The 21069-nt window shown below is 72.6% G+C and carries 16 protein-coding genes; 3 read left to right on the top strand and 13 right to left on the bottom strand.

Translation table 11 applies throughout. From position 1 onward, the window contains the following. The first annotated feature begins 166 nt into the window (after nucleotides 1–166). Together ABZ490_RS22935 and mshA are read left to right on the top strand one after the other, a co-directional pair. A complete protein-coding gene (locus tag ABZ490_RS22935; RefSeq protein WP_358992819.1) occupies nucleotides 167–1549 on the top strand; it encodes an L-serine ammonia-lyase in 1383 nt (460 codons plus the stop codon). After that, on the top strand, nucleotides 1543–2970 hold the full coding sequence (gene mshA, locus ABZ490_RS22940; protein ID WP_358992821.1) for a D-inositol-3-phosphate glycosyltransferase: 1428 nt from the start codon (nucleotides 1543–1545) through the stop codon (nucleotides 2968–2970). Before ABZ490_RS22935 ends, mshA begins: the two co-directional genes overlap by 7 nt. On the opposite strand, the gene ABZ490_RS22945 is transcribed toward mshA, so the two are convergent. From ABZ490_RS22945 to ABZ490_RS23005, 13 genes are all read right to left on the bottom strand, one after another. Then, complete coding sequence (locus ABZ490_RS22945; RefSeq protein ID WP_358992823.1) at nucleotides 2939–3520, bottom strand: hypothetical protein; 582 nt, start codon at nucleotides 3518–3520, stop codon at nucleotides 2939–2941. The genes mshA and ABZ490_RS22945 overlap by 32 nt on opposite strands. Nucleotides 3521–3619: 99 nt before the next feature. After that, a complete protein-coding gene (locus tag ABZ490_RS22950) occupies nucleotides 3620–3820 on the bottom strand; it encodes a hypothetical protein (protein WP_358992824.1) in 201 nt (66 codons plus the stop codon). Beyond that, on the bottom strand, nucleotides 3817–4557 hold the full coding sequence (gene narI, locus ABZ490_RS22955; protein WP_358992826.1) for a respiratory nitrate reductase subunit gamma: 741 nt from the start codon (nucleotides 4555–4557) through the stop codon (nucleotides 3817–3819). Before narI ends, ABZ490_RS22950 begins: the two co-directional genes overlap by 4 nt. Beyond that, nucleotides 4554–5342: a nitrate reductase molybdenum cofactor assembly chaperone gene (narJ, locus tag ABZ490_RS22960; RefSeq protein WP_358992828.1), complete on the bottom strand. Its 789-nt coding sequence runs from the start codon at nucleotides 5340–5342 to the stop codon at nucleotides 4554–4556. The genes narI and narJ overlap by 4 nt, the downstream gene beginning before the upstream one ends. Continuing rightward, a complete protein-coding gene (narH, locus tag ABZ490_RS22965) occupies nucleotides 5339–6865 on the bottom strand; it encodes a nitrate reductase subunit beta (RefSeq protein ID WP_358992830.1) in 1527 nt (508 codons plus the stop codon). The genes narJ and narH overlap by 4 nt, the downstream gene beginning before the upstream one ends. Before the next feature lies 1 nt (nucleotide 6866). After that, nucleotides 6867–10562 (bottom strand): nitrate reductase subunit alpha, encoded by a 3696-nt coding sequence (locus ABZ490_RS22970; RefSeq protein WP_358992832.1) that lies wholly within the window; start codon nucleotides 10560–10562, stop codon nucleotides 6867–6869. A gap of 421 nt (nucleotides 10563–10983) precedes the next feature. Further along, nucleotides 10984–11958, bottom strand: coding sequence for a carbohydrate kinase (locus tag ABZ490_RS22975; RefSeq protein ID WP_358992833.1), 975 nt, complete (start codon nucleotides 11956–11958; stop codon nucleotides 10984–10986). Between the two features lie 88 nt (nucleotides 11959–12046). Beyond that, nucleotides 12047–12883: a carbohydrate ABC transporter permease gene (locus tag ABZ490_RS22980; protein ID WP_358992835.1), complete on the bottom strand. Its 837-nt coding sequence runs from the start codon at nucleotides 12881–12883 to the stop codon at nucleotides 12047–12049. A 2-nt stretch (nucleotides 12884–12885) separates the two neighbouring features. Next, on the bottom strand, nucleotides 12886–13866 hold the full coding sequence (locus ABZ490_RS22985) for a sugar ABC transporter permease (RefSeq protein WP_358993075.1): 981 nt from the start codon (nucleotides 13864–13866) through the stop codon (nucleotides 12886–12888). Nucleotides 13867–13952: 86 nt separating this feature from the next. After that, nucleotides 13953–15296, bottom strand: a complete 1344-nt coding sequence (locus ABZ490_RS22990; RefSeq protein WP_358992836.1) for a sugar ABC transporter substrate-binding protein — start codon at nucleotides 15294–15296, stop codon at nucleotides 13953–13955. A 77-nt stretch (nucleotides 15297–15373) separates the two neighbouring features. Then, nucleotides 15374–16870, bottom strand: coding sequence for a glycoside hydrolase family 32 protein (locus ABZ490_RS22995; protein ID WP_358992838.1), 1497 nt, complete (start codon nucleotides 16868–16870; stop codon nucleotides 15374–15376). 386 nt (nucleotides 16871–17256) lie between these two features. Further along, a complete protein-coding gene (locus tag ABZ490_RS23000; protein ID WP_358992840.1) occupies nucleotides 17257–18315 on the bottom strand; it encodes a LacI family DNA-binding transcriptional regulator in 1059 nt (352 codons plus the stop codon). Nucleotides 18316–18812: 497 nt separating this feature from the next. Further along, nucleotides 18813–19901 carry an ABC transporter substrate-binding protein gene (locus tag ABZ490_RS23005; RefSeq protein ID WP_358992842.1) on the bottom strand — a complete coding sequence of 363 codons (1089 nt, stop codon included), beginning with the start codon at nucleotides 19899–19901 and terminating at the stop codon, nucleotides 18813–18815. Between the two features lie 180 nt (nucleotides 19902–20081). Between ABZ490_RS23005 and ABZ490_RS23010 the strand changes: the two genes are divergently transcribed. Further along, entirely contained in the window at nucleotides 20082–21059 is a 978-nt protein-coding gene (locus ABZ490_RS23010) for a hypothetical protein (RefSeq protein ID WP_358992844.1), read from the top strand. Nucleotides 21060–21069 lie beyond the last annotated feature (10 nt).

Consider the following 21069-nt stretch of genomic DNA (forward strand, 5'->3'; position numbering starts at 1 on the left):
TCATCGCCCAGGCCCTCAAGCCGGCCCACGACGCCCCGGCGCTCAAGGCCCGCGTCGAGGCCCTCGCCGCCAAGCACCCGCTCTACCCCGGTCTGTAACCGACAACCTTGCCCGGGGGCATGCCCGTCTCCGCTCGGCATGCCCCTTCGACCTCACGGAGTATGGCGTGGCAATCAGCGTCTTCGACCTGTTCTCCATCGGCATCGGGCCGTCCAGCTCGCACACCGTCGGCCCCATGCGCGCCGCCGGGATGTTCGTCACCCGGCTGAAGCAGGACGGCCTGCTGGCGCAGACCGCCGGGGTCCGGGCGGAGATGTTCGGCTCCCTCGGCGCCACCGGCCACGGCCACGGCACCCCCAAGGCGGTCCTGCTCGGCCTGGAGGGGTACCACCCGCACACGGTCGACGTCGCACAGGCCGAACTGGACGTGGAGCGGATCCACGGCACCGGGCGCATCCGCCTCCTCGGCGCGGAGATCGGCCCCGCCCACGAGATCGACTTCGACCCGGCGACCCAGCTCGTGCTGCACCGCCGGCGCTCGCTGCCGTACCACGCCAACGGCATGACCCTCTTCGCGTACGACGCCGACGGAGGGACGCTGGCGGAGCGGACGTACTACTCGGTAGGCGGCGGGTTCGTCGTGGACGAGGACGCCGTCGGCGCCGACCGGATCAAGCCCGACGACACCCCGCTCGCCCACCCGTTCCGCACCGGCGACGAACTGCTGCGCCTCACCGAGGAGACCGGTCTGTCGATCTCCGCGCTGATGCTGGAGAACGAGAAGGCCTGGCGCACCGAGGAGGAGATCCGCGCCGGCCTGCTGGAGATCTGGCACGTCATGCAGGCCTGTGTCGCCAAGGGCCTGGGCCGCGAGGGCATCCTCCCGGGCGGACTGAAGGTCCGCCGCCGGGCCGCCGCCGCGGCCCGGGCGCTGCGCAGCGAGGGCGACCCGGCGGTCCGCGCGATGGAATGGGTGACGCTGTACGCGATGGCGGTGAACGAGGAGAACGCGGCCGGCGGCCGGGTCGTGACCGCTCCGACCAACGGCGCGGCGGGCATCATCCCCGCCGTCCTGCACTACTTCCTCGACTTCGTGCCGGGCGCCGACGAGGACGGCGTCGTCCGCTTCCTGCTGGCGGCGGGCGCGATCGGCATGCTCTTCAAGGAGAACGCCTCCATCTCCGGCGCCGAGGTCGGCTGCCAGGGCGAGGTCGGCTCCGCCTGCTCGATGGCGGCCGGGGGACTGGCCGAGGTGCTCGGCGGCAGCCCGGAACAGGTGGAGAACGCCGCCGAGATCGGCATGGAGCACAACCTCGGCCTGACCTGCGACCCCGTGGGCGGCCTGGTGCAGATCCCGTGCATCGAGCGCAACGGCATGGCCGCGGTCAAGGCGGTCACCGCCGCCCGGATGGCCCTGCGCGGCGACGGACGGCACCACGTCTCCCTCGACAAGGTCATCAAGACCATGAAGGAGACCGGCGCCGACATGAAGGTCAAGTACAAGGAGACCGCCCGCGGCGGCCTCGCCGTCAACGTCATCGAGTGCTGAGGCCCAAGGAGGTGGCGGACACCGTGGACCGCGCGGACGCCACCGCCGGCGCCCCGCCGGTCCGACCCGCCCCCGGGCCGTCGTCCCACCGCCCCCGCCGGGTCGCCATGCTCAGCGTGCACACCTCGCCACTGCACCAGCCCGGCACCGGAGACGCCGGCGGCATGAACGTCTACATCGTGGAACTCGCCAAGCGGCTCGCCGCGCTCGGCATCGAGGTGGAGATCTTCACCCGCACCACCTCGGCCGCGCTCCCGCCCCGCGTCGCACTCGCGCCCGGAGTCCTGGTCCGGCACGTGGACGCGGGCCCCTACGAGGGGCTCGCCAAGGACCAACTGCCCGACCGGCTCTGCGCCTTCGCGCACGGGGTGGCACAGGCCTGGGCGGGGGAGCGCCCCGGCCACTACGACCTGGTCCACTCCCACTACTGGCTCTCCGGCCACGTCGGCCGGCTCACCGCGGAGCGCTGGGGTGTCCCGCTGGTGCACGCCATGCACACCATGGCCAAGGTCAAGAACGCCGGCCTCGCCGACGGAGACACCCCCGAACCCGAGGTCCGGGTGACCGGCGAGGCGCAGGTCGTGCGGGCCGCCGACCGGCTGATAGCCAACACCGCCGAGGAAGCCGGGGAGTTGCTGCGTCACTACGGCGCCGACCCCGGCCGGGTCGCCGTCGTGCACCCGGGGGTCGACCTGGAGCGCTTCCGGCCCGACGCCCGCGGTGTCGACGCCGGGCGGGCCGCGGCCCGGGCCCGGCTCGGCCTTTCCCCGGACGCCCTGATCCCGCTGTTCGTGGGCCGCATCCAGCCGTTGAAGGCGCCGGACGTCCTGCTGCGCGCGGTGGCCCGGCTGCTCCAGGAGCGGCCGGGCCTGCGGGAGCGGCTCGTGGTGCCGGTCGTGGGCGGCCCCAGCGGCAGCGGCCTGACCCGGCCGGAAGGCCTCCAGAAACTGGCGGCCCGGCTGGGGGTGTCGGACGTCGTGCTGTTCCGGCCGCCGGTCGGCCAGGACCGGCTGGCGGACTGGTACCGGGCGGCGTCCGTGCTCGTCATGCCGTCCCACAGCGAGTCGTTCGGCCTGGTGGCCGTCGAGGCGCAGGCCTGCGGCACCCCGGTGATCGCCGCCGAGGTCGGCGGTCTGCCCGTGGCCGTGCGGGACGGGGTGAGCGGCGTCCTCGTACGGGGGCACGATCCGGCGCACTACGCGCGGGCGCTGTCCGCCTTCGCCGACGATCCGGCCCGCGCCGCCCGGATGAGCGAGGCCGCGGTCCGTCACGCCCGGTCCTTCGGCTGGGCCACGACCGCGGCGGCCACGGCGCAGGTGTACACGGCGGCCCTGCGCGCGCACCGCTGGCCGACGCGGGCCGAGGAGCGTGTCCCCCGGCCGGTGATTCCTATGCGTGCCGGTGGCCCCGGTCGGCGTTGAACTCGGTCCAGTCCCGCTCCCACTGGCCCCTGCGCCGCACGTCCAGCCGTATCCGGGCGGCCCACCAGCCACCCGCGACCAGCAGACCCACGCCCGCTCCGGCGGTCGCGCCGAGCGCCGCCCCCTGCGATCTCGCCTGGGCCGGAGTGGGCGGGGCGGGCCGGACGCGGCCCGTGTCGTCGAGCCACACCGTGGTGGAGGAGCCCGCCCTGCCGCCCGACGGCACCTGGGCCACACCTGTCACGGACGAGCCGTCGGGCCCGGTCCACCGCACGGCCGTCCGCACCCACGCGTCCGCCGTCCCGCGGAACCGAGCCGGTGTCGTGGGCGCGTCCTCGGCGAGACGTGCGGTGGTGCGGTGCAGGCCCCGCGCCTGGTCGAGAGCCGAGCGCTCGCCGACACCGGCCAGCGCCACGCCCACCACCGGCACCGACAGGAGCAGCGTCGTCACCGCCACGGCGCCGATCCACGCCTCGACGATGTCGGAGCGCCGCCGGAGCGGGTTGCGCCGCCAGCGCCAGAACCACACCTTGCCCCCGCGTTTCGGCATACGTGCATCCTTCCGTGCGCGATGTGCCCGACTCTCACCAAACGTACGATGACGGACCGGCGTTCGAGCGTGGCAGAGGGGGAACGGGACGCCCCAGGGTCATGCGGTGGCGGTGAAGCCCTCGGCGGCCGGCAGCGCTCCCGCGGCCGGCGCGCGCCACAGCCAGCGGTGCAGGCGCGCCCCGCGGAGCACGGCGGCGCCCAGGCCGAACCGCATGTCGGGGAAGCCGAACACGCTGTCCTGCGCCGAGCTGCAAGGGCGGCGGCTTCCGCCCACCGCGAGCGCAGGACCGTGGCTCACGCGGCTCGCCGGGAGGCCGAGGGCGAGGACTTCCGGCCCCGGGCCGCAGGTGCCGCTGCCGGTGCGGGGCGCCGCCGGTAGACCAGGTACGGCCGGACCAGATAGCCGACCGGGACGCTCCAGACGTGCACCAGCCGGGTGAACGGCCAGGCCGCGAAGAGCAGACAGGCGGTGAGCGCGTGCAGCTGGAACAGCAGCGGCGCCCCGGCGATGGCCTCGGGCCGCGGCTGGAGGACGAACAGCCCCCGGAACCAGACCGAGACCGTGGAGCGGTAGTCGTATCCGGGGCCGAACACATTGTGGGCGGCGGTGGCGGTGATGCCGAGCAGGACGGTGGCGGACAGCAGCGGGAAGAGCACCTTGTCGCTGCGGTCGGTGCCGAGGCGGATCCGCCGGGTCAGCAGCCTGCGGGCGCACAGCATCCCGAGCCCGGTGACCATGGCGAGCCCCGCGACGGAACCCGCCCAGACCGCCGTCGTGTGGTAGGCGTGTTCGCTGATCCCGGCGGACTCGGTCCAGGACGCCGGGACCGCCAGCCCCGCCACATGCCCGGCGATCACCATGAAGGCCCCCAGATGGAACAGCGGGCTGCCCCAGCGCAGCCAGCGGTGTTCCAGGAGCTGGCTGGTGTGCGTGGTCCAGCCGAACTGGTCGTGCCGGTAGCGCCACACGTGCCCGGCCACGAACACGGCGAGGCAGATGTAGGGCACGGCGACCCACAGCAGCAGATCGTTCATCGCTGACCGTCCTCATGACGGGTCGGGGCGCCGATCGGGGCGGTGAGCGGCGGGACGAAGGTGTCCGGCGGTGCGAACTCGCCGTTCCCGTAGGCCGGGTACGTCCCGTACGGGTCCAGGCCGACGTCCTCGTTCGGCGGTCCCTCGGCGACGAGCAGGTCCACCGCCGCCCGGTCCGCGTCGGTCGGCGGCGGCAGCAGGGTGAGCAGCGCGGCCAGTACGTGCCGGTACGGCGAGTCGGCGTCGGTCAGTGCCCGCTGGATCAGCTCCAGCCCGCGCCGGTGCTGGCGCAGCGGTGCCTCGCCGCCGCCGGGGCCGGCCAGCGCGGCGAACTCCAGCACGACCGGGAGGTGGTCGGGCAGTTCTCCGCCGGCGGTGTCCCAGCCGGCGGCCCGGTAGCGCTGGTTGAGGGTGAGCAGGGCCATGCCCCGGCGGCGGGTGTCACCGTGCAGGTAGTAGGTGAGGTAGAGGCTGCTCCTGCGGCGCAGGTCGAACATCTCGACGTAGTGCCGCTCCAGCGCCTCGGGTTCCTGGGCGGTGAACCAGTCGGTGAACCGGGTCAGGTGCTCCGCCGCGGGCGTGGCCGGCAGGGCCGCCACCACCGTGGTCAACTCGATCCGGGCCGAGGTCAGTTCGGCGTCCGGGTACTGGAGGAGCAGCGACACGAGCCGCAGGGTCAGCGCCCGGCCCGCCGTCTCCTCGGGGGTGAGCCGGGCCGGGCGGCGTACGGCGGCCCGGACCCGGGTGCGGACCAGGGCGGGAAGGGTCGGGGGCAGCGGACTCATCGGGGGTCTCCGGCGGTGGTGTCGCGGCGCAAAGTGGGGAGGCCGAGCATGGTCTTGCGGGGTGCGGCGTCGCCCGATGTCTCGACCGGGCAGCGGTTCTCCAGGGCGGTCAGCGCCGCCGCGTCCTCCTTGTGGGCGGCGGGGACGACGTACCGGTCGGCGTACTTGGCGACCGCGAGCAGCCGGTGCAGGTCCTCCGCCTCGCGTGCGGTCAGGCCGACGGCCTCGAGCACCGTCTCGTCACCGGCCTCGCCGAGGGTGCGTCCGCGCATGTACGAGCGGAGCGCGGTGAGTTTCATCAGCACGCCGCCGACGACGTCCGTGTCCCCGGCCGTGAACAGCTCCGCCAGGTACTCCAGCGGGATCCGCAGCCGGGTGACGGCGGCGAAGACATGGTCGGGGTCGTCCTGGTTCCCGCCCGCCGCGTCGACGGCGTCGAGCACGGGGGACAGCGGCGGGACGTACCAGACCATCGGCAGGGTGCGGTACTCCGGGTGCAGCGGCAGCGCCACCTTGTAGCGCATGACCAGGTCGTACACGGGGGAGCGGCGGGCGGCGTCCAGCCAGTCCTCGGGGATGCCCGACTCCCGTGCGGCCGCGCGGACCTCGGGGTCGTGCGGGTCGAGGAAGACACCGCGCTGCGCGTCGAGCAGGTCGTGCTCGTCGGGGGTGGCGGCGGCCTCGCCGACACGGTCGGCGTCGTACAGGAGGAGGCCGAGGTAGCGCAGCCGGCCGACGCAGGTCTCGGAGCAGACGGTGGGCTGGCCGGCCTCGATGCGCGGGAAGCAGAAGGTGCACTTCTCGGCCTTGCCGGTGGCGTGGTTGACGTACACCTTCTTGTACGGGCATGCCGTCACGCACATCCGCCAGCCCCGGCAGCGGTCCTGGTCGACGAGGACGATGCCGTCCTCGACCCGCTTGTACATCGCGCCGGACGGACACGCCGACACACAGGCCGGGTTGAGGCAGTGCTCGCACAGCCGGGGCAGATGGAAGAGGAAGGTCTGCTCGAACTCGAACTTCACCTTCTCCGCCCAGGCCCCGCTGAGGTTGGGGTCCGCGCCGGCGTTCTCGGGCGCTCCGCCGAGGCCGTCCTCCCAGTTGGCGCCCCAGGTGATGGCGGTGGGCCGGCCGGTGAGGACCGAGCGGGGGCGGGCGACCGGGATGTCCTTGCCGGCGGGGGCGCCGACGAGGTTGTCGTAGTCGTAGGTGACCGGCTCGTAGTAGTCCTCGATGGACGGCAGGTCGGGGTTGGAGAACAGGGACAGCAGCCGCTTGATCCGCCCGCCGGAGCGCAGGACCAGCCGCCCGCGCCTGTCGAGCATCCAGCCGCCCTTCCAGTGCTCCTGGTCCTCGTAGCGGCGGGGGTAGCCGACGCCGGGCTTGGTCTCGACGTTGTTGAACCAGGCGTACTCGACGCCGGTGCGGTTGGTCCACGTCTGCTTGCAGGTGACCGAGCAGGTGTGGCAGCCGATGCACTTGTCGAGGTTCATCACCATCGCCACTTGGGCCAGCACACGCATCTCAGTACTCCACATCCTGCGAGCGACGGCGGATGACGGTGACCTCGTCGCGCTGGTTCCCGGTCGGGCCGTAGTAGTTGAAGGCGTAGGTGAACTGCGCGTAGCCGCCCGCGAGATGGGTGGGCTTGAGCAGCAGCCGCGTCAGCGAGTTGTGGATGCCGCCGCGCCGGCCGCCGACCTCGGTCTTCGGCACGTTCACGGTGCGGTCCTGGGCGTGGTACATGTACACGGTGCCCTCGGGCATCCGGTGGGTGACGACCGCCCGGGCGGCGACGACACCGTTGCGGTTGTACGCCTCGATCCACTCGTTGTCCTTGACGCCGATCTTCTCGGCGTCGGCGGTGGACATCCAGATCGTCGGGCCGCCGCGGGACAGGTCGAGCATGTACTTGTTGTCCTGGTAGTTCGAGTGGATGGACCACTTCGAGTGCGGGGTCAGATAGCGGACGGTGACCTCCGCGCGGCCCCGGTCGTGCAGCTGCTCGTCGCCGTAGTGCCGGGGGGTGTTCAACGGGGGCCGGTAGACGGGGAGTTGCTCACCCAGTTCGGCCATCCAGTCGTGCTGCACGAAGAAGTGCTGCCGGCCGGTGAGGGTGTGCCAGGGCTTCTTGTGTTCGGTGTTGATGACGAACGGTGAGTAGCGGCGCCCACCGGTCTCCGAGCCCGACCACTCGTACGACGTGATCACCGAGCGCGGCTGGGTGCGGGTGTCGGCGAACGTGATCCGCTCCGCCTCGCGCTCGGCGGAGAGCTCGACCAGACCCTCGCTGCCGGTCTGCCGCTCCAGCTCCCGGAAACCCTCGGTGGCCAGCCGGCCGTTGGTGGTGCCCGACAGCGCGAGGATCGCCTCGCACATGTCGCTCGCGGTGGCGAGCGAGGGCCGCCCGGCGGCGACACCGTCCCGCACGGTGCCGTTGCGGTGCCGGAGGTCCTCGATCTCCCGGTCCGGGTGGACGGTGACGCCCTTGGTGGTCGTGCCCAGGGTGTCGAGCAGCGGCCCCACGGCACGCATCTTCTGCGCGACCGCCGTGTAGTCCCGCTCGATCGTGACCAGCTTCGGCATGGTCCGCCCGGGGACCGGCTCGCACGCCCCGGTCTTCCAGTCCCGCACCACCCCGCCCGGCTGGGCGAGTTCGTCGGGGGTGTCGTGCAGCAGCGGCACCGCGAGGACGTCGGTCCGGGTGCCGAGGTGCCCGGCGGCCAGCTCGCTGAACCGGTCGGCGATCGTCAGGAAGGTGTCGTAGTCGGTGCGGGCCTGCCAGGGCGGCGCGATGGCCGGGGTGAAGGCGTGCACGAAGGGGTGCATGTCCGTGCTGGACAGGTCGTCCTTCTCGTACCAGGTCGCCGCCGGCAGGACCACGTCGGCCAGCAGACCGGTGGACGTCATCCGGAAGTCCATGCAGACCAGCAGGTCGAGCTTGCCCTCGGGGGCCTCCTCCCGCCACACCACGTCCTTCGGACGGCCCTCGGGCGGGGTCTCCGCGGAGCGGACCGCCGCGTCGGTGCCCAGCAGATGCCGCAGGAAGTACTCGTTGCCCTTGCCGGAGGAGCCCAGCAGGTTCGCCCGCCACACCGTCAGCACGCGCGGGAAGTTGGCCGGGTCGTCGGGGTCCTCCACGGCGAACCGCAGCCGCCCCGCCTTCAGTTCGTCGACGATGTGCTCGGCGACCGGACGCCCGGCCCGCGCCGCCTCGTCCGTCAGATCGAGCGGGTTGCGGTTGAATCCGGGGTGTCCGGGCGTCCAGCCCAGCCGGACCGCCTGTGCCAGACAGTCCGCGAAGCCCTTGCCCTTGAACCGCCCCTCCCCCAGCGGGGAGGCCAGCTCCTCAGGCCCGAACGCCTCGTAACGCCACTGGTCGGAGTTCAGGTACCAGTACGACGTGCCCGCCATGTGCCGGGTGGGCCGCTGCCAGTCGAACGCGAACGACAGGTGCTGCTGACCGGTGACCGGGCGGACCTTCTCCTGGCCGACGTAGTGCGCCCAGCCGCCGCCGTTGACGCCCTGGCAGCCCGTCATGGTGAGCAGCGCCAGGAAGGCGCGGTAGATGGTGTCGGAGTGGAACCAGTGGTTGGTGCCGGCACCCAGCGCGATCATGGACCGGCCGTTCGTGCGCTCGGCGTTGCGGGCGAACTCCCGGGCGATCCGGGCCGCCTGCTCGGCCGGCACCGAGGTGATCGTCTCCTGCCAGGCCGGCGTGTAGGGCTCCGCCTCGTCCTCGTAGGACGTGGGCCACCGGCCCGGCAGCCCGGGTCGCCGCACGCCGTACTGGGCGAGCATCAGGTCGAAGACGGTGGTGACCGGCCGTCCGCCGATCCGGCGTACGGGCACGCCGCGCACCAGCACCGAGCCGCCCTCCGTGGCGCCCTCGTCGAAGCGGGGCAGCGCGACCTCGGCCGTCTCCTCGGCCCGCTCCAGCAGGCTCAGTTCGGGCACGACCTCGCCGAGGTCGAGGTTCCAGTTGCCCTTCTCCTGCGCCCAGCGGAAGCCGAGCGAGCCGTTCGGCACGACCGGTTCGCCGGTGGCCGAGTCGACGAGGACGGTCTTGGACTCGGCGTGCTCCCCGTCCTGGCCCAGGTCGGCCGCGGTGAGAAACCCGTCCGGGACCAGCCCGCGCTCGTGCTCGCGCAGCGTCACCAGGAACGGGGCGTCGGTGAACCTGCGCAGGTAGTCCTGGAAGTACGGCACCTCGCGGTCGACGAGGAACTCCCGCAGGATCACCTGCCCCATGGCCATCGCCAGCGCGCCGTCCGTGCCCGGGTGCGGGGCGAGCCATTCGTCGGCGTGCTTGACGTTGTCCGCGTAGTCGGGGCTGACCGCGACGACCTTGGTGCCGTTGTAGCGGGTCTCGGTGAGGAAGTGCGCGTCGGGCGTCCGCGTCACGGGGATGTTGGACCCCCACATGATCAGATAGCCCGCGTTCCACCAGTCCGCGGCCTCCGGTACGTCCGTCTGGTCGCCGAAGACCTGCGGCGAGGCGACCGGCAGATCGGCGTACCAGTCGTAGAAGGAGAGCAGCGTGCCGCCGATCAGCGAGGTGTACCGGGCGCCGGCCGCGAAGGACGCCATCGACATCGCCGGGATCGGGGAGAAGCCGGCGACGCGGTCGGGGCCGTACGTCTTGACGGTGTGCACCTGGGCGGCGGCGACCAGCTCGGACACCTCGTCCCAGTCGGCGCGCACCAGACCGCCCTTGCCCCGGGCCCGCTTGTAGGCGCGGGCCTTCGCCGGGTCGCCGGTGATCTCGGCCCAGGCCGCCACCGGGTCGCCGAGGCGCTTGCGTGCCTCGCGCCACAGCTTCAGCAGCGCCCCGCGCACATACGGGTAGCGGACCCGGCTGGGGGAGTACGTGTACCAGGAGAACGACGCGCCGCGCGGGCAGCCCCGGGGCTCGTACTCGGGGCAGTCGGCGCCGATCGACGGGTAGTCGGTGGCCTGGTGCTCCCAGGTGATGATGCCGTCCTTGACGTACACCATCCACGAGCAGGAACCGGTGCAGTTCACCCCGTGCGTGGAGCGGACCACCTTGTCGTGCGCCCACCGGTCCCGGTAGAAGCCCTCCCAGCGCGGATCGCCCGTGCCGAACACCGCGCGGCCGTCCGCCGACACCTCGCTGCGCGTGAGCAGCCGACGGGCCGCGAGCGGCCAGCCCTCACCGGTGCGCGGCTCCCGGCGCCCTGCGTTCCGATCGTTCTCCATGGCCGGAACGCTAGGCGTCGCGCCCCGTTGCGCACCTGGGGCCGGCGGCCCCTGCCCGACGACCTTCCGGCCCTCTCCGGCCGGTCGTAATAGGGCCCAACGGCCCTGGCGGTGGGACCCGGTCGGCCGGGTGATCGGAGGCGGCCCTCCGTGCGTGCTGGGCACCGATCGGGCCGCGGGCGCCCCCCCGCACGACCGCCGCTCCGTGCCCGCCCGGCCGACCGATTCCCCGTCCCCGGCCGCCCCGGGCAACGCGTATACGGCGCGTGCGGCGCCCGGCCTGATCCCACGTCCGCACCTCCATCGCGTCCGGACACGCCCCGCACCTCTCCGAGGCCTGCCCCCCGGCCCTCCCCCCACCGGGAGCTGCGCGAGCGGGCCGCCGAGCTGGGTCCGGACGCCGGAGCGCGCCGGGTGCCGGTCAGACCCCGGCCGTCCGGGTCGGCAGGGAGTCGGCCCATGGGGGGTTCGCGCCGGGGACGGAACAGGTGAGGGCGGCGACGCGGGCGGCGAAGGCGCAGGCGTCGGCGGTGTCCTCCGGGGTGAGGGCGTCGAGCCGGCCGCCGAGGTGGCCGAGTGCGGTGAGGCGGTGCAGCAGGCCGGCGGTGAAGGCGTCACCGGCGCCGATGGTGTCGACGACGTCGACGGTGGGAGCCGGGACGCTGATGCGGGCGCCGTGGAGGGAGGCGAGGGCGCCGCGCCCGCCGAGGGTGACGATGACGAGGGGGACGCCGGCCGCGTGCCAGGTGTCGCAGGCTTGTTCGGGAGTGGCGTCGGGGAGGAGCAGGGCGAGGTCGTCCTCGCTGAGGCGGAGGATGTCGGCGAGGACGCACCAGTGCGGGAGCCGTTGCCGGTAGGCGGCGGGGGGCACGAGGAGGGGGCGGACGTTGGGGTCGATGGACACGGTGGCGTGCTCGCGTGCCTGGGCGAGGTGCTCCTCGATGTGGCTGCCACCGGGCGGGCGTATCAGCGCGAGGGATCCGGTGTGTACGGCGACGGTGTCGGCCGGCGTGGTGGTAGACAGTTCGTCGGCGGTCCACTGCCAGTCGGCGGCGCCGTCGGCGAAGAAGGAGTAGGTGGCCTGGCCGTCGTCGTCGAGGTCGGCGATGGCGAGGGTGCTGGGCTCGGGGGTGGTCACGGCGTCGGTCAGGTCGACGCCGGAGGCGCTGAGGTGGTCGCGGAAGAGGGCGCCGAAGACGTCGTCGGACAGGCGGCCGAGGAAGCGGGTGGGGGTGCCGAGGCGGGCGAGGGCGACGGCGGTGTTGGCGGGGCCGCCCCCGGGCAGGACGTCCAGGGCGAGCCGGCCGGGGGTGGAGCGGGCGGGGTCGGTGAAGGCGTCGGCGACGCACTCCCCGACGACGGTGATGCTGCCGAGCGCCGTATGCGCCATGCTCATGGGCTGTCTCTCTGTAGAAGCGGGGCAGGCCGCAGGGGGCGCCGGTCGTGGTGTTCGTCCCTGCCTGGCCGGTGTTCGTGTGCTGAGGTCAGCCCTTGACCGCGGAGCTGGCGACGCCCTGGACGAACCACCGCTGGAAGAACGCGAAGACGATCAGGACGGGCAGGACGAGCAGGACGCCGAAGGCGAGGACCTGGCCCCAGTCGACGGGCATCTGGCCCTGGAAGACGCTCATCTCCAGGGGCAGGGGGCGCACGGCGGGGTCGGAGACCATCAGGACGGGCCAGAGGAAGGAGCCCCACTGGGTGAGGAACGTCAGGATCGCGACGGAGGCGAAGACGGGCTTCGACATGGGGACGACGATTGCGAAGAAGGTGCGCCAGGGACCCGCGCCGTCGATGCGGGCGGCTTCCTCGATGCTGGGCGGGATGGCGCGGAAGAAGGTGGCGAACTGGTAGAGGGAGAAGGCGTTGGCGACGAAGGGGATCGCCTGGATGTAGAGGGTGTTGCGCTCGTCGTTGAACAGGTAGAACAGCGGGACGGCGACTGCCTCGAACGGCACCAGCATCAGCAGCAGGACGACGGTGAAGACGGCGCCCTGGCCCCGCCAGCGCAGACGGGTCAGGCCGTAGGCGGCCATGGAGTTGACGATCAGCCCGCCGAGGACCACGACGGTGGACAGGAGCAGCGAGACGCCCATGAAGCGCCAGAAGTAGCCGGTGGCGTCGGAGTCGAAGCTGCTGAGGACGGCGCGGTAGTTGTCGAGGGACAGATGGGTGGGGAGGAAGCCGGTCAGGCCGCTCAGCACCTGGTCGGAGGGCTTGAAGCTGCCCAGGATCAGGTAGAGGACCGGCAGGACGAAGACGAACGCCAGCACGCTGAGGACGGTGTAGTCGAGGATGCGGCGCAGGGGTGTGCGGGTCATGGTCAGTCCTCGGTGCCGGTGCGGACGACGCGGCGCTGGATGAGAGTCAGGGCGACGACGATCAGGAAGAAGACGACGGTGATCGCGGACGCCTGGCCGATGTTGTTCTGGTCGAAGGCGGTGGTGACGGCCTGGTACATCACGGTGCGGGTGGCGTCCTCGTCGAGTCCGCCGCCCTTGACGAGGACGTAGACCTGGTCGAAGACGCGGAAGGAGAGGACGGAGGTGAGCATGGCGACGAAGGTGAGGGTGGGGCGGATGCCGGGCAGGGTGACATGCCGGAACTGCTGCCAGCGGGAGGCCCGGTCGAGTGCGGCGGCCTCGTAGAGCTCGCCGGGGATCTGCTGGAGGCCGGCGAGCAGGATGACCATCTGGAAGCCGACGCCCTGCCACACGGACAGCACGATGATCGATGCCATCGCGGTGAGACCGTCGCCGAGCCAGTCGAAGGCACCCCAGTTGCCGAAACTCACCGTGTGCAGGGCGGAGTTGAGCAGGCCGTCCCCGCTGCGGGCGAGGATGAGCCGCCAGATGACGGCGACCAGGGCCATGGGGAAGACGACCGGCAGGAAGAACAGGGACCGGAAGACGCCGATCGCCTTGAGTTTGCGGTTGAGCAGGATCGCCAGCCCGAGGGCGAGGCCGGTCTGCAGGGGGACGACGACCACGGCGAAGGTCAGGTTGTTCAGCAGGGCCCGCAGGAAGGGGCCGGACATGTCGGGGTCGGTGAAGATCCGCCGGTACTGCTCGATGCCGAAGAAGCGGGGCGGGAGCGGGGAGCCGAGCCGGACGTTGTAGAAGGACAGCACGACGGCGTAGACGAACGGCACGGCGACGAAGGCGATCAGTCCGGCGAGGGCGGGGGCGGACATCAGCAGTCCGTGCACCCATGCGCGGTCGGGGCGCCGGGACCGCGGGGGTGTGCCGGAGGGCGCCGACGGGCTGGGCTTGCGTCCGTCCGCTGGGGCGGGGGCGGGGTTCACGGTGGTCACGGTGGAGGTCCTCTTCCGGGCCGGGAGGGACGGGCGCTGTCAGAGTGGGTCCGTCCCTCCCGGCTGCTGGATGCCGGCTACTGCAGCTTGTAGCCGTCGTTGTCCGAGAAGTCCTGGTCGATGGCGCGGGCGGCCTTGGCCAGGGCGGTCTTCGGGTCGGCGCCGCCGTAGACGTCGCTCAGCGCCTGGCTGAACTTGGCGGTGACCGTGGGGTATCCGGCGGTGATCGGCCGGGTCACGGCGACGCAGGACGTGTCGATGGTGGTGTCACCGCAGGGCTTGGCGAGCTGGTCGGCGAAGAGCTGGAGCGGGCCGCCCTTCTTGTACAGGCTGCTCCGGGCGAGCGCGGACCTGGTGCCGGGAGGGGCACCGTTGGCCGTGGTCATCGCGGTGACGTTGGTGTCGTCGAGGAGGGAGTCGAGGAAGGCGCCGGCGGCCTTGCCGTTCTTGGTGTTGGCGCCGATGCCCCATTCCCAGGAGCCCTGGCCGGTCTTGGGTCCGTTGCCGAAGTCCGGCAGGGGCAGGACGACGAGGTCGTCACCGAGGGCCTTGCTGTAGGTGGGGTACATCCAGTGGCCGACCCAGCTGAGGGCGGCGCGGCCCTCGGCGAAGGCGTTGCCGTCGGTGTTGGGGTCGGTGTACTGCTTCCAGGACTGGAACGTCTTCAGGGCCGAGGCGACGGCCGGAGTGTCCAGGACGCCCTCGGCCTTGCCGTTCTTCAGCAGGGAGCCGCCGGCGGACCAGACGACGGGGGCGAAGCCGTAGGTGCCCCACTCGCCCGTGAAGCCGTTGTTCTCCTGGAGGTCCAGGCTCTTGCCGTCGGAGTCCTTGGCGGCGAGCTTCTTCACGGCGTCGGTGAACTCCGCGGCGGTCCAGGCGTCGGACAGTCCGGTCGGGTACGTGATGCCGGCGGCGTCCAGCAGCTTCTTGTTGCCGTAGATGCCCAGCCCCGAGTCGTACATGCCCAGGCCGTACTGCTTGCCGTCGATCTCGCCCTCGGCCTTGATGGCGTCGGTGGCGTTGGCCAGCGTCTTGACGGAGACGTAGTCGTCGATCGCCGCGAGCTTCTTGTTGTAGACGAAGTTCGCCATGGTCGGGCCGTCGAACTCCATCACGTCCGGCAGCTTGGAGGCATCGGTGGCGGTGATGGTCTTGGTGTAGTCGGTGTCCGGGATCAGAGTCAGCTTGACCTTGACCTTCTGCTGCGAGGAGTTGAAGGTCTTCACCGCGGTCTGTACGGCGGCGGCCTCGCTGGCCTGGCCCTGGTGGGCCCAGACGGTGATGGTGCCCGTGCCGCTGCCCTGCTCGGCGGAGGTGTCGGTGCCGCCGCTGGAGCCGCAGGCGGCCAGGGCGGCCAGGGGCAGGACCAGGGCCAGGGCCGTGGCCGCCGTACGGCGGGATCTTGTGGTGCCGGGGTTCATGCCGGGTGCCTCCGGTGTGTGGTGCGGGTCAGGGTGGGTGGTGCGGAGGTGTGGGGGATTCGGGATCGGCACGCGCCTTACGGCGACGCGGGCGACGACTCCGTCGTGGGGACCTGGCCGTGCGGCAGGTCGGTTGCGGCGCTCGGCTCCTTGACCGTGAGAGGCAGCAGCTGCCAGGCGTCGACGGTGTAGCTCAGGTGCGCGTCCGGCGCGGTGCGGGCGTCAAGGCGCCAGGGGCCGTCGCCCGTCGGGTAGAAGCGCAGGGTGAGCACCTGGCCGGTGGTGGTCAGGAAGACTTCGGCGATGGAGTGGTCGACGACCACCCGCAGCTCGACCGGCTGCCCCGTGGGGCAGGGCATCCGGTAGGAACCCCCGTGGGCACGGCCGTCCAGCGAGGCGTGGTCGCGGTCGACGACCAGTTCGCCCACGGCGGCGTCGATGACGATGCCGAGGTATTCGTCGGGGCCGGTGAGCAGCCGCAGGCTCGCCGTCCCGGTCGTCTCCAGCCGGGCGGTCAGGTCGAAGGCGCGGCCCACGCTGCCCAGTTCCACGGGCTGCGGACCGTGCGCCTCGCCTTCCGCGTGGAGGGCCGACTCGCCTCGCAGGGCAAGGAGTTCGGCGGCCGGGCACTGATGCAGCGTGCCGTCGGCGCTGACGGAGATCTCGCGCGGCAGGGTCAGCGCACCGGCCCATCCGTCGGCGACCGCCCAGCTCTCCTCGCGGGCTTCCGCGGACCAGCCCCACAGCAGCCATCGGCCGCCCGGTGCGCGCAGGAGAGCGGGCGCGTAGCAGTCCGGGCCGTGGTCGACGAGGACGGGCGGGCCGGCCTCGAGGACGTCGCCGTGTTCCTCACCGATCAGTGCGGTGACGCAGCGGTCGCCGTCGTGGTCGTTCCAGGCGCTGAAGACGAGGGCCCCGGGACGTCCGGGCTGCGGCGGCAGGTACTGCGGGCACTCCCAGCCCTCGCCGGTGTGCAGAGCGGTGCCGCCGACCGGCTCCTGCTCGCGGGCGTCGAAGGGGCCCAGGTAGGTCCAGGTCTCCAGGTCCGCCGACGCGTAGAGCAGGGCCGCGCCGCGGCCGTCCGCGAGGGCGGCACCGACGAGCATCCGCCACCGCTCGCCGTCGCGCCACACGTACGGGTCGCGGTACATGGTGCAGTCCTCGGGCCAGGTCGGGACGGCCAGGTCGCCTCGCGCGGTGAAGGTGCGGCCGCCGTCGCGGGACGTGGCGGTGGTGACGGGCTGGTGCTGGGGTGAGCGGTCCCAGCGGTTCGCGGAGTAGAAGGCGACCAGCCGGTCGCCGTCGGAGACGGCGTTGCCGGAGAAGCAGCCGTCGGCGTCCACGCCCCCCGGGGCCGGGGTCAGGGCGATCGGCAGCGGCTCCCAGCTCAGCAGGTCGGGGCTGCGGAAGTGGCCCCAGTGCATGTTCGCGTGCGTCGCGCCAGAGGGGTTGTACTGGTAGAAGACGTGGTAGTGGCCGTCATGGAAGACCAGGCCGTTGGGGTCGTTGATCCAGTTCCGGGGCGGGCGCAGATGCGCGACGGGCCGGTACGGATCGCGGGGCGCGGTGGACACACGCGTGCCTTTCGGTATGTGCGGCAGAGCATGCGAGGACGACGGTGACCGGACGCGGCCGGGCGCGATCTCCTCATGGAGCTCGGTGAAGGCGCCTTCCCTCGGAGCCCGCTGCCCGCCAGGAGGCCGGGGCCGGCGTGAGGCCGACGGGTGGGGAGGGGAAAGCTGTTTCGAGCGCCGACCGGCGGTCGGCGGGAATGCCCGGCTCAGTGCTCCGAGGCGCTGTCGAAAGTCAGGCGGGAATGCCGCCTCGACCGCTCATTGAAAATCCGCTCATTGAAAATCTGGGGGGACATCTGTGTACCCTCACTGTGTTCCCTGTACGGACAGGACCGACGACCGGTTGCGACGGTCGCCTGTCACGGTGTTGCTTCGTCGTCCCGGGGTCAGAGTCGGGACGGCGAAGCGACCGATGCCCGCGCCACCAGCGGGCAAGGCAGCAATTCCTGCAGGTCCGGGCCCGGTGGCCGGCCCGGAGACTTGGTGAGTGCGAGCAACTGGGCCACGGCCCGTGCCCCCATCTCGTAGTGCGGGAGCTGAACCGTGCTCAGCTGCGGGTGAACCGACTCGCAGACCAGTTCCTGGTTGTCGAACCCGATGACCGACAGGTCTCCGGGGATGGACAGCCCGAGCTCCGCGGCGGCCCGGTAGGCACCGGCGGCCATCCGGTCGTTGAAGCAGAACAGGGCCGTGGGGCGCTGGTCCGCCGTCAGCAGACGCCGCGCGGCCCGGTAGCCCGTCTCCACATCACCGCCGACCGTGTTGAACGGCACCGCCGTCTCGGCCGCGACCAGCGACGGGTCGTAGGCGATACCGACCTCGGCCAGTGCCCTGCGGTAGCCCTCCAGGCGTCCCTTGCGGGCGGGAAGGTCCACCGTCTGCACGGTCACGCCGATCCGGCGGTGGCCGTGATCGGTCAGTTCGCGCACCGCCGTGTAACCGCCCTGGACCTCGTCGGGCACCACGGAGGGAACGGCGGAGTCGGCCGTGCCCGCGTCGAGCAGCACCGTGGGCGTGGTACGCAGGGCCTCCGGCAGTTCCACGATGCGGTGGTACATGGCCGCGTACACCACGCCGTCCACCTGCCGCTGGAGCAGCATCTCGATGCTCGTGCGCTCCAGTTCGGCATCGCCGCTGGTGTTGACCAGCAGCAGCACCAGGCCCTCGGCCGCGGCGGCCTCCTGGGCTCCCAGGATCATCCGGCCCGCGTGCGGGGTGGTGGCGATCTGGTCGCTGACGAAGCCGATGGTCTGCGACCGCTGCATCCTCAGCCCGCGGGCCAGTCCGTTCGGCGCGTACCCGAGCTCGTCGGCGGCCTTCCAGACCCGCCGACGCGTCTCTTCGCTGATCCGCTTGCCCTCGACCCGGTTCAGGACATGCGACACGGTCGCGGTCGACACACCTGCCGCCGCGGCCACGTCCTTGATCCCGATCCGGCGCGCCATGACCCCTGCCCAAAGTGGTTGATTCCGGGTTGGCTAATCGTTTAGCCAGCCGTGTGGAGATGAGGGTGCCCTCTGGTCGAAGTCAGTGTCAATGGCTTGTTACGAACTCGTGGCCGCCGTATGCCGTACGACCGAGCCGTGAAGGTCCCTCGGTTGGGCACACGGCCCGGATCGCCCTGCCGGATCGCCCTGCCCGTCACCAGGCCCGCGCCTCTCTGCCCAGCGCCTGGACCGGCCCCCCGCCATCAGAGCCGCGCCTTGCAATCAGAGCCGGCGCCCGCCGCTTTGCCGGCACCCGGACCGGCCCCCCGCCACCGGAGCCCCCCGCCACCGGAGCCCCCCGCCACCAGAGCGCCCCCCGCCATCAGAGCCGCGCCTTGCAATCAGAGCCGACGCCCGCCGCTTTGCCGGCACCCGGACCGGCCCCCGCCGCCACCAGAGCCGCCCCCCGCCGCCAGAGCCGCCCCCCGCCACCGGAGAAGGCGCCCCCCGCCGCCTCAGCCGGTGTACAGGATCCGGAAGCGGTCGGGTTGCGCCGGGTTGCGGTCGACGACCTGGACCGGTGGCCATGCCCATTGCCACACGCCGATCCCGGGAGTGCGGGAGAACCGGATCCGCCCCCGGGTGCCCTCGATCGCGACCCGCGGCCAGGATCCGGCGAGGTGCGTGCGGTCCACCCCGTGCGTGCGCAGCACCTCGGCGAGGACGAGGATCGTGTCGTAGCCCTCGAAGGCGACGAAGGAGGGCGCTTCGCCCTGCCGCTCGCGCAGGGCCGCCCCGACGCGCGCACCGAGGGGGCCGAGGTGCTCCGGCAGATAGCGCAGGAACGGGACCCCGGTGCCGTCCTCGCCCAGCGACCCCGCCCACCCCGCGAACTCCGGCTGCCCGGCCGGAGCGCCGATCAGGATCCCCCCGAGCCGCTCGTCGCGGCGGACGGCCCGGACGAGCGACTCCGTCGGCTCCGGGTGGCCGACGAGCAGGAGGAGGGCGGTCGCGTCACGGTCCACGAGCAGGTCGCACACCGCCGTGGGGGAGAGCGCGCTCGTGTCGAGTTCGACGACCGTTCCGCCCCGCGCGGCGAGGCGCTCCCGCAGGATGCCGGTCCCGGCCGCCCAGTAGACACTCGGCTGGGTGGCCACGGCGATACGGCGGTGGCCCGTGCCGAGGAGGAAGTCCGCGTAGATCCGCCAGCCGTGGGACTGGGCCGGGGCGAGGCGCGCGACCAGGTCCGTCGGCCGTTCGGTGAGCCCGTCGAGCACCGCCGACGAGCACAGGAACGGCAGGCCGAGGGCGTCGGCCCGGCCCGCGACGGCGCGCGCCACGACGCTGTGGTACTCACCCGCCAGGGCGACCACCCCCAGCCCGGCCAGCTCCTCCACCGCCGCGACGGCCTTCCGCGGATCGGCCGCGGTGTCCCGGACCACCAGCTCGACAGGGCGTCCGAGGATCCCTCCCGCGTCGTTGACCTCGCGCACGGCCAGGTCGAGTCCGGCGAGCAGCTGCCGCCCGGCCTCGGCCCAGCCGGGCCGGGTCAGCGGAACGAGGGCGCCGATCCGGACGGCGGCAGGCAAGGGTGGCGTGATCATGCCGCACATTGCATCCACAGGCCGCGGCGGCGGGCAACCGAAAAAGGCGGCCCTCTTCCGGTCGGTCCGGTGCGCGATCGAGGCCGCATGGCCCCGGGAAGGGGCCGGTCAACCCTCCTCCCGGACCGGACGGCGGCGCAGAGTGGACGGCACGGAAGGCAACCTGGTGAAGGAGTCGTGGTGCACACCCGGGAAGTCGACGCCCCGGCCGTCCAGGCCCTGCTGGCCGCGGCGGTGGCCGCGCCGTCGATCCACAACACGCAGCCCTGGCGGTTCGGCCTGGACCCGGACAGCAGGTCGGTCGTGGTCCGCCTCGACCGGGAGCGACAGCTGCCGGAGGCCGATCCCCGGCGGCGCGCCCAGTACCTCTCCGTGGGCGCGGCCGTCCTCAACCTCCGGGTGGCCGCGCAACACCTGGGCTGGGACCCCGCCGTCCGGCTGCGTACCCCCGAGGACGACCGCGACCTGGTGGCCGCGGTGCACCTGACCGGCACCCTCCCGGGCGGGCAGGCGTCCTTGCGTGATCTGTACGGCGAGATCGAGCGGCGCCACACCAGCCGGATGCCCTTCACCGGCCGCAGCGTGCCCGACGCGATCGTGCACGAGATGACCGCCGCCGCCCGGGCCGAGGGCGCGCACCTGGACGTTCCCGACATCGTGGCGACGCGGCGCCTGCTGCGCCTGACGGCGGCGGCCGAGTCCCGCAACGCCGTGCACCCGGCCCGTGCGTCCGAGGCGCGTACCTGGCTCACCGTCCCGGGAACCCCTGCGGCGTACGGCATCCCCGTGACGGCCCTGGGGCCGCGGGACGCCTCCGGTCGGGTGCCCGTCCGGGACTTCGTCGGCGCGCTGCCCGCGCCGCGGCTGCCCACCCTGCCCTTCGAACGGCACGTCCAGGTGGCCCTGTTGTGGACGTCCCACGACCGGCCCGAGGACTGGCTGCGCGCGGGGCAGGCGCTCCAGCGCGTGCTGCTCACGGCGACCGCTCACGGGGTGCGGACCTCGATGCTGCACCAGGCGATGGAGTGGCCGGACCTGCGGGCGGCGACGGCCGGGCCGAGGCCGCGGTGCTGCCCCCAGGTCATGATCCGGTTCGGCTACGGCCCGGACGGCGCTCCCACACCGCGTGCACCGGCGGACTGTACGGCCGCCCGTTGACAGGCGGGGG

The organism is Streptomyces sp. NPDC005811 (genome assembly GCF_040630405.1).
Lineage (GTDB): Bacteria > Actinomycetota > Actinomycetes > Streptomycetales > Streptomycetaceae > Streptomyces.

What these genes read in the sequence shown, in the direction of transcription:
- ABZ490_RS22945 (WP_358992823.1), bottom strand. Translation starts at nt 3,520, where the DNA reads ATGCCGAAACGCGGGGGCAAGGTGTGGTTCTGGCGCTGGCGGCGCAAC.
- narI (WP_358992826.1), bottom strand. Translation starts at nt 4,557, where the DNA reads ATGAACGATCTGCTGCTGTGGGTCGCCGTGCCCTACATCTGCCTCGCC.
- narJ (WP_358992828.1), bottom strand. Translation starts at nt 5,342, where the DNA reads ATGAGTCCGCTGCCCCCGACCCTTCCCGCCCTGGTCCGCACCCGGGTC.
- narH (WP_358992830.1), bottom strand. Translation starts at nt 6,865, where the DNA reads ATGCGTGTGCTGGCCCAAGTGGCGATGGTGATGAACCTCGACAAGTGC.
- ABZ490_RS22970 (WP_358992832.1), bottom strand. Translation starts at nt 10,562, where the DNA reads ATGGAGAACGATCGGAACGCAGGGCGCCGGGAGCCGCGCACCGGTGAG.
- ABZ490_RS22975 (WP_358992833.1), bottom strand. Translation starts at nt 11,958, where the DNA reads ATGAGCATGGCGCATACGGCGCTCGGCAGCATCACCGTCGTCGGGGAG.
- ABZ490_RS22980 (WP_358992835.1), bottom strand. Translation starts at nt 12,883, where the DNA reads ATGACCCGCACACCCCTGCGCCGCATCCTCGACTACACCGTCCTCAGC.
- ABZ490_RS22990 (WP_358992836.1), bottom strand. Translation starts at nt 15,296, where the DNA reads ATGAACCCCGGCACCACAAGATCCCGCCGTACGGCGGCCACGGCCCTG.
- ABZ490_RS23000 (WP_358992840.1), bottom strand. Translation starts at nt 18,315, where the DNA reads ATGGCGCGCCGGATCGGGATCAAGGACGTGGCCGCGGCGGCAGGTGTG.
- ABZ490_RS23005 (WP_358992842.1), bottom strand. Translation starts at nt 19,901, where the DNA reads ATGATCACGCCACCCTTGCCTGCCGCCGTCCGGATCGGCGCCCTCGTT.